This window comes from Brachyspira pilosicoli (assembly GCF_019402445.1).
Taxonomy (GTDB): domain Bacteria; phylum Spirochaetota; class Brachyspiria; order Brachyspirales; family Brachyspiraceae; genus Brachyspira; species Brachyspira pilosicoli_B.
The window spans coordinates 1-7,890 of the sequence record NZ_SRZM01000075.1 but is presented as its reverse complement, the minus strand read 5'-3'; the positions used below and the strand labels follow the sequence as shown (position 1 = coordinate 7,890).

The 7,890-nt window shown below is 27.0% G+C and carries 9 protein-coding genes; 7 read left to right on the top strand and 2 right to left on the bottom strand.

Translation table 11 applies throughout. The features are described 5' to 3' along the window. Positions 1 to 22 precede the first annotated feature (22 nt). The 7 genes from E6A48_RS03140 (at position 23) to rfaD (ending at position 6,414) form a co-directional block, all read left to right on the top strand. Positions 23 to 415, top strand: a complete 393-nt coding sequence (locus E6A48_RS03140) for a hypothetical protein (protein WP_219708538.1) — start codon at positions 23 to 25, stop codon at positions 413 to 415. Between the two features lie 54 nt (positions 416 to 469). Continuing rightward, complete coding sequence (locus tag E6A48_RS03135; RefSeq protein WP_219708537.1) at positions 470 to 841, top strand: hypothetical protein; 372 nt, start codon at positions 470 to 472, stop codon at positions 839 to 841. A gap of 93 nt (positions 842 to 934) precedes the next feature. After that, positions 935 to 2,221: a glucose-1-phosphate adenylyltransferase gene (locus E6A48_RS03130; protein ID WP_219708536.1), complete on the top strand. Its 1,287-nt coding sequence runs from the start codon at positions 935 to 937 to the stop codon at positions 2,219 to 2,221. 162 nt (positions 2,222 to 2,383) lie between these two features. After that, on the top strand, positions 2,384 to 3,253 hold the full coding sequence (locus E6A48_RS03125; protein ID WP_219708534.1) for a toxin A: 870 nt from the start codon (positions 2,384 to 2,386) through the stop codon (positions 3,251 to 3,253). Positions 3,254 to 3,266: 13 nt separating this feature from the next. Next, entirely contained in the window at positions 3,267 to 4,361 is a 1,095-nt protein-coding gene (locus tag E6A48_RS03120) for an FtsW/RodA/SpoVE family cell cycle protein (protein ID WP_219708532.1), read from the top strand. Further along, the gene (locus tag E6A48_RS03115; RefSeq protein WP_219708531.1) at positions 4,358 to 5,440 is read left to right on the top strand and encodes a UDP-N-acetylglucosamine--N-acetylmuramyl-(pentapeptide) pyrophosphoryl-undecaprenol N-acetylglucosamine transferase; all 1,083 of its coding nucleotides are present in this window, start codon (positions 4,358 to 4,360) and stop codon (positions 5,438 to 5,440) included. The genes E6A48_RS03120 and E6A48_RS03115 overlap by 4 nt, the downstream gene beginning before the upstream one ends. A 26-nt stretch (positions 5,441 to 5,466) precedes the next feature. Next, on the top strand, positions 5,467 to 6,414 hold the full coding sequence (gene rfaD / locus E6A48_RS03110) for an ADP-glyceromanno-heptose 6-epimerase (protein ID WP_219708530.1): 948 nt from the start codon (positions 5,467 to 5,469) through the stop codon (positions 6,412 to 6,414). Positions 6,415 to 6,418: 4 nt separating this feature from the next. Here rfaD and E6A48_RS03105 read toward each other — a convergent pair whose 3' ends face one another. Both E6A48_RS03105 and E6A48_RS03100 read right to left on the bottom strand, forming a co-directional pair. Continuing rightward, a complete protein-coding gene (locus E6A48_RS03105) occupies positions 6,419 to 6,841 on the bottom strand; it encodes a hypothetical protein (protein ID WP_219708529.1) in 423 nt (140 codons plus the stop codon). Continuing rightward, the coding region (locus tag E6A48_RS03100; RefSeq protein WP_219708528.1) for a YfhO family protein at positions 6,834 to 7,890 on the bottom strand (1,057 nt) is incomplete at its 5' end. The genes E6A48_RS03105 and E6A48_RS03100, both read right to left, overlap by 8 nt.

Below are 7,890 nucleotides of genomic sequence, written 5' to 3'. Positions count from 1 at the left end.
ATTATTAGGTTATTAAGTATAGATGAAAAGAATAATATTATTTTTTGTTATAATTATTTGTATCAATTCTTGTTATGATATAGCGTATGTTGGTATATCAAGCAGATATGAAGGTACATTTAGAAGTAGACAAAAAGTTTTGGGTGAAGGATATGATAAATATTTATATGCTAATGTAAGAAGCGGTGGATTGATTTTATATTTTGGTGGTGAAAATGATAAAGATGCAGTTGAAATGCCAGGACTTGAACGTATAGAGTATATGAATTTTATAGGTGATGGTAATGTGTACAATTTTTCTAATAATGATTCTGTAGGTAAACTTGTTTTTCGTTCTGATAATCAAGTTGAAATTACTGTAAAAGGTCAAGGTGTTTTTAATTTTGATAATATAGTTTGTGATAAATTAAATTAAATTATACTACATAATACCGATAATATAGAAAATATATGGAGAGTAATTATTATTATGAAAAAAATATTGTTAATAATGCTATCAATTATGTTTGTTGTTTTATCTTGTAAATCTCCAAGCATTCCTATAGAAAAGAGTGGTGTTTTTACAAGTGCTAAAGTAGTTAATGCTAATTCTTATCTTAGTGTGTCATTTGATGGAAAAGGATTTAAATTATTTTATTCAGATAAAGATGGTCAAGCAACTGGTAAAGAAAATACAGTTACGGAAAGTGATATCAAAGGAGAAGACCCTAATTACACTTTTCAAACAGGGGTTATAGCAGGTTCTATACAATTTATTTCTGAAAAACTTATAAAAGTTACAGTTACTTTTAACGATGAAGCTACTACTTTAAAAGATATTTTATGCTATAGTAAAAGTTGATATATTTTATCTTTCTTGAAAACTTCATTTTTTTTTACTATACTTATTTATATAAAATAAATAAATTAAGTAATAAAATGTTTGGAGTTTTTTATGAGATCATATAATACAGTAGCTTTAATTTTAGGTGGTGGTAGAGGTACAAGGCTCTATCCTCTTGTTAAAGATCGATCTAAACCTGCAGTATCGTTGGGCGGTCATTACAGAATGATTGATATACCTGTTTCTAACTGTATAAATAGCGGTCTTAGAAATATATATGTTATTACTCAATTCAATAGTGCTTCTTTAAATAATCACATTTATAATGCTTATAGATTCGACAACTTCTCTGGCGGACATGTTAGTATATTGGCAGCAGAGCAAACTGACACTAATATAGATTGGTATCAAGGTACTGCTGATGCTGTAAGAAAAAATCTTGCCCATTTTGATAATGACTATGTTAATAATGTTTTAATACTTTCTGGGGACCAGGTTTATCGTATGGATTATAATGTTATGGTAAGACATATGCTTGAAACTGGTGCTGACATAGTTGTAGGCACTGTTCCTGTTATACGTGAAGATGCTAAAGGTTTTGGTGTAATGCTTGTTAATAAGAGAGGGCAGATTACTAACTTCCAAGAAAAGCCTAAAGAAGATGATGTGTTAAATTCTTTGAAGTTAAGTGATGAACAAAAAAAGATGTTTGAAATAGAAGACCCTAAAAAAGAATATTTGGCTTCTATGGGTATATATGTATTTAGGAGAAATGTTTTAAAAGAGCTTCTTAGTGATGTTTCTATGATAGATTTTGGTAAAGATATTATTCCTGAAGCTATCAAAAAATATAAAGTATTCAGTTATGCTTTCCAAGGTTATTGGGAAGATGTAGGTACTATTAAGGCTTATTTTGATGCTAATATATCTTTTGGAAGCAAAAACCCTCCTTTTGATTTTTATGATGAAGATGCTCCTATATATACTCATGTTCGTTATTTGTCTCCTTCAAAAGTTGAAAAGGCTACTATTACTTCAAGTATCATTGCTGATGGTTGTAGGATAGAAAATGCTACTATCAAAGAGTCAGTAATAGGACTTCGTTCGGTTATACAGAGCGGTTCTACTTTAGAAAAGGTTATTATGATGGGTAGTGACTTCTATGAAACTAGTGATGATATAGAAAGGTTAAATGTTAAGCATTTGCCTAAAGTTGGTATAGGTAAAAAATGTACGCTTAAAAATGTTATTATAGATAAAAATGTTAGAATAGGAAATGATGTTATTATTACCAATAAAAAGAAAATACAACATCAAGACAGTGAGTTTTATTGTATTAGAGATGGTATAGTAATTATTCCTAAAAACACTATTGTTAAAAGTGGTACAGTAATATAATTTCTTAATTAGGCATTGGGTTTTTTACTCAATGCCTTTTTTATAAAAATAAATTCTATTAAAATAATTTTTAAAATAATTTTAACTCTATTGATTTTTTTAATTTATAAAGTTATTATATATTATGTTTATAAAATTATATTATATGATTATGTTAATAAGATGAAAATAAAATTTGTTCCTATCATTTTTTTATTATATATTAGTATTATATATGCAGACATAAATACTCTTTTTAATATAGGTATGGATGATGTTATAATAAACACAAATAACAAACATCAACTTTATTTTGAACAGAGCTTTGCTGGTGGGTATAATTTTATAAAGTTCAATGCAGAAACTAAATTATATTATAGAACTTCTATTTATAATGATGATAGAACAAATAAAATATTTCAAAATACTAAGCTTGATTTGGGTATAGAAAACAACTTTTCGTTATCATCAGATATGGTTGGTTTGTTTGCAGATATTAGACCATTATCTTTTTTTGGTATAAGGGTTAATGCTTATTTTAATTATATATATAATATTATGAATTTTGGATATGCTGGTTTTGATAATAATAATGTAGATTATTCATATGCTTCTTTACTTGGAATGTCAAAAACAGATGCTATGGGGGTAATTGCTGGTGTAACACCTTATTTTTTATATAAATTACCCTATGTTGTTTTTATTAATAGCACTAGTTTTAATTATGTTTTTGCTGGAGATAAAAACTACTATTATGATTCAAGAACTGCTATACTTCATAAAAAAAGCGAATTTGAAATTATGAATGACTTTTTTATACTTGCTAATATATCTCCTTTTTATATAGGTGCTTCTTATGCTTTAACTTATCTTGTAAACTCAAATATATTAACACACAAATTAGCTATAGTTGGTTTTATTAGTTTTAAATTTTTACAAAACAGACTTTCTCTTGATATATTAGCTTCTTCTGGTTTGCATGTAAAATTGCCGTATTATAATAGCACTACTTTTGTAGAAGCGAAAGCATCTTTAGTTTATAAAATTTTATAGAGTGTAGGTTTTTATGTCTAAAAGTAAATTGTTACCAGATAAATATTTAGTTATTATATATATAGCATTGCTCGCTGCTGGATTAGTTGCGATATATGGTGCACAAACAGTTCATGAACCAAATGAACCTTATTTTTATAATCATCTTAAACTATTATTAATAATGTTAGTAGTTAATTTTATAATATTGATAGTTCCAGATTTTTTTAATATTATAGATAGATTTATGCCAGCAATATTAATAGGTACTTTATTGCTTCTAATAGCTGTTTTAATATTTGGTATATCTGTTGAAGGCAGTTATGCTAAAAGGTGGTTATCTATTTTTGGAGTTTTTACAATTCAGCCTTCAGAAATAGCCAAAATAACATTAGTTTTATATTTATCTAGTGTACTTGCTAATAAAGGGGATAAGCTTAAACATGTTCGTAATGGTTTAATTCCACCTTTAATTATATTAATGTTTATATGTTTACTTATAATGTTTGAACCAGATTCTGGTACAGCATTATTATTTGCTTTAGTTGGTTTTTCTATGTTTTTTTATGGTGGAATTCCATTAAGATATTTAATGGTTACTGGTATTTTACTTGGTGTTATATTTATAATATTTATAATAAATACGCCATATATGAAAGCTAGAGTAACTTCGTATTTAACACCTCATACACAATCACAAGAAGAGATGTATCAAATTAATAGGGCTAAATTAGCTTTTAATTATGGAGGAATTACTGGAATACCTGATGAAGATATTAGAGAAGTTAGTACTCATTTACCAGCAGCTTTGACTGATTTTATTTTTGCTTCTATTGCTCAAAGACATGGGTTTATAGGGGATATTATTTTATTACTACTCTTTTTTTCTTTTACTATTAGAGGATTTATAATTTCATCTAGAGTAAAAGATTTGTTTCTAAAAAATATATCTTTTGGTATAAATATATTTATTAGTGCACAAGCATATTTAAATATGATGGTAGCAACTTTAATGCTTCCTACAACTGGTATGCCTTTGCCTTTTATAAGTTATGGTAGGAATGCTTTAGTTGTTAATATGATTATGTTTGCTATTTTATTAAAAATAACTCAAAGGAGAGAAGAATGAATGTAATTTTATCTGGCGGCGGTACAGCTGGTCATATAACACCTGCTATTTCTATATATGACCATTTAAAAAAACTTGGACATAATCCTAGACTTGTGGTGGCGGCTAGAGATTATAATTTAATACCACCTCATTATGATTATAATTATTTAGATATAAACTCTCCAGGAAATTTATTAAAAAATATTGCTTTTTTACTTAAGTTTATACCCTCAATGATAAAAGCTAATAATATAATTAAAAAACATAAACCTGAATGTATTATAGGAATGGGTGGATTTGTTTCTATGCCTATGCTATATGTGGCTAAATTAAAACATATACCTATATTTTTATGCGAACAAAACTCTATACCAGGAAAAGTTAATAAAATATTTTATAAATATGCAAAGGGGGCTTATCTTACATTTTCTAAGACTTTACAATATATGCCTAAGGGTAAAGTAATGGGAAACCCTGTTAGAGATGATTTCTTTATTGTAAATAGAAAATCTTCTAGAATTATAATGAAATTAAAAGATGATGATAGATTGCTTGTTGTAATGGGGGGCTCTCAAGGGGCATTAAAATTAAATAATATATTCTTAGATTGCATAAAAAATGTAAAAGAGAATGTAAAGAATTTGCGTATAGTATGGCTTGCTGGTCCTAAATGGGGTTCTGAAATAATAGCAAAAGTCAATGATAAAAAAATTACAGATGTAACAGTTCATAGTTATTATAAAGATATGGCTACTTTGCTTCATGCTGCTGATTTTGTGGTGTCTAGGGCTGGAAGCAGTTCTATTAGTGAGATATTGGCAGTTAATGTGCCTTCGCTTTTAGTGCCTTTCCCTTATGCTACTGATAATCATCAATATTATAATGCATTAGAATTAGTAAACAAGGATATGGCTTATTTAATGAATGAGGCGGACCTTGATTCTAAGCAATTAGGAGAGATTATAATAAAAAATTTAAATAATCAAGATAGGCTTAATGTAATGAGAGAGAATATTAGAAAGAATTATACTTCAAGAGCGGTTACTGCTATTGTTAATGATATTCTCAATATTATGGAAAACACTAAAAGAAGATAAACTATATAAAAGGAGATTAAAATAATATGATTATAGTAACAGGCGGTGCTGGATTTATTGGTTCTAATATAGTTAGAGGTTTAAACAATTTAGGTATAAGTGATATATTGATAGTTGATAATTTAAAAAATGCTTCAAAACATAAAAATTTAAATAGGGTTGTTTTTGGCGATTATATAGATAAAGAAGATTTTGATGTTTATTCTTTTGTTGAAAATAATAAGGTGGATGCTATATTTCATCAGGGAGCTTGTTCTGATACAATGGAAACTGATGGAAAATATATGATGAAAAACAATTATGAATATAGTCAGCATATTTTGCATGCTTGTTTAGAAAATAAAGTAAGATTCTTTTATGCTTCAAGTGCTTCTGTTTATGGAAATGGGGATAATGGATTTGCTGAAGATGAGAAAAACGAGTATCCGCTTAATGTTTATGCTTTTTCTAAATATCAATTTGATAGGTATGTTAATATTTTATTTAGAAATAAAAAGATTAATAGTCAGGTTGTGGGGTTAAGATATTTTAATGTATATGGTCCGCAGGAGAATCATAAAGGAAGAATGGCTTCGGTTGCTTTTCATTTATTTAACCAAATTAAAGCTGGTGAGAAAATGAAAATCTTTGAGGGAAGTGAAAATTTCTTAAGAGATTTTATACATGTTGATGATGTTGTAAGTGTGAATAATTTCTTTTTTGAAAATGAAAATATTTCTGGTATATTTAATTGCGGAACTGGTAAGGCTGAGAGTTTTGTAGAGATTGCTAAGGCTTTAAAAGAGATGTACTCTTCTTCTGAAATTGAATATATTGCTTTCCCTGATGCTCTTAAAGGAAAATATCAAAAATACACTCAAGCAGATTTAACTAATTTACAAAAAGCAGGATATACTAAAGAGTTTATGAATGTAAATACTGGTGTAAAAAAATATGCCAAAGTGCTTGAAGAGAGCAGCGGATATTTAATGTAATTTTTTAAGCGTATATTCTTTTTAAGTTTATAGCATATACTATGATAATTATGCTTAAAATAAAAAATATAAAAGATAATATAAAACTTTTTATAGATGGAAGCATAACTTCTCTATTATTTATTTTATCATAGTATATTGTTATAAGTTTTTTATTTGTAAAAGAATTGCCGCTTAGCATGTTGCTTATTGTAATTTTTTTATCATCATAAATAAAGCTATAAACTAAATATGGATACTTTCTTTTTATAAGTCCATATTCATAATAATTTGAATCTTCTATATTCGCTTGAACTTTTATAATGTCTCCTTTTTTGTATTTCATTATATTAGTAATATTAATATAATTCATTACAATAAAACAAAATAAAAATAATGAAGCCATTATTAATAGTATAATTTTATATTTAATTATTTTTTTATTCATTTACTCTTTTCTTTCTAAATATTGCTATTATAGAAATTATAATAAACAAAGCCCAAGAAACTATTGTAATATAAGCATATTTCATTGTAGGAGTAAACTCAAATACAATATTATTATCTCCAGCTTCAACATATACACCTCTAAATAATAAATTAGCTTTAAGCAATTCTTTTTTCTCTCCATTAATGCTTACGCTCCAATCTGGGCTATATCTCTCTTTTAAAACCAATACACCAGCATCAGGGGTTTGAACATTAAATACTACTTTATTATTGCTGTATTCAAGCATTTCTACTTTGTTTATAGAGTTGCTCACATTCAAAACTATATTATTCGAACTGTCTGTTATAATAGCCTCTTTTGCTAAGTTAAAATTAGGTATCTTCATTCTTCCAAGACCATCATTAAAATCTTTTGCATTATATACGCTATTTACAAACTCATATTTATTTCTATAACCATTAAGCTCATATAATACAGCAGCAGAGAAAGAATCCTGATACTCTGTTATTTTAGTGATATCATTTGCAATTACAGAGTTATCCAAATATGTAGGGCTTAATATATATCTTACTCCAAGCAAATCCATTAATCTAGGTTCATATCCTACATAATCATTAATTCTAAATGCTGAAAACATATCAGTTATTTCTTTGCTTAATCTGCTTGCTGCAGGAGGTTCTGTTAGCGGAATATTGTAATATGGCATTGTGTGTGTTGTGTATCTATATAAATAAGGGATAAGTATAGGCATTGTAGTTTCATTGCCTTCTTGTTTTAATATATGCTCTGTAATAGGGGTGCCTTCATACATTTTATCTATATTTGATTTCACTATAAATATATTTGCTGTTTGCATTAAGTCTAAAAATAGTATAGCCATAAAAGCGTATGGTAAATATTTATAATATAAATTTTCTTTGTTTGCTATTATAATATATAAAAAAGTTATTATTGTGCCTATTATTAATATGCTTATTTTGCCTGTATCATAAACTGAAAGTAAAATGAACATTATTAAAGGAGCTACTAATAAATATTTATCTTTT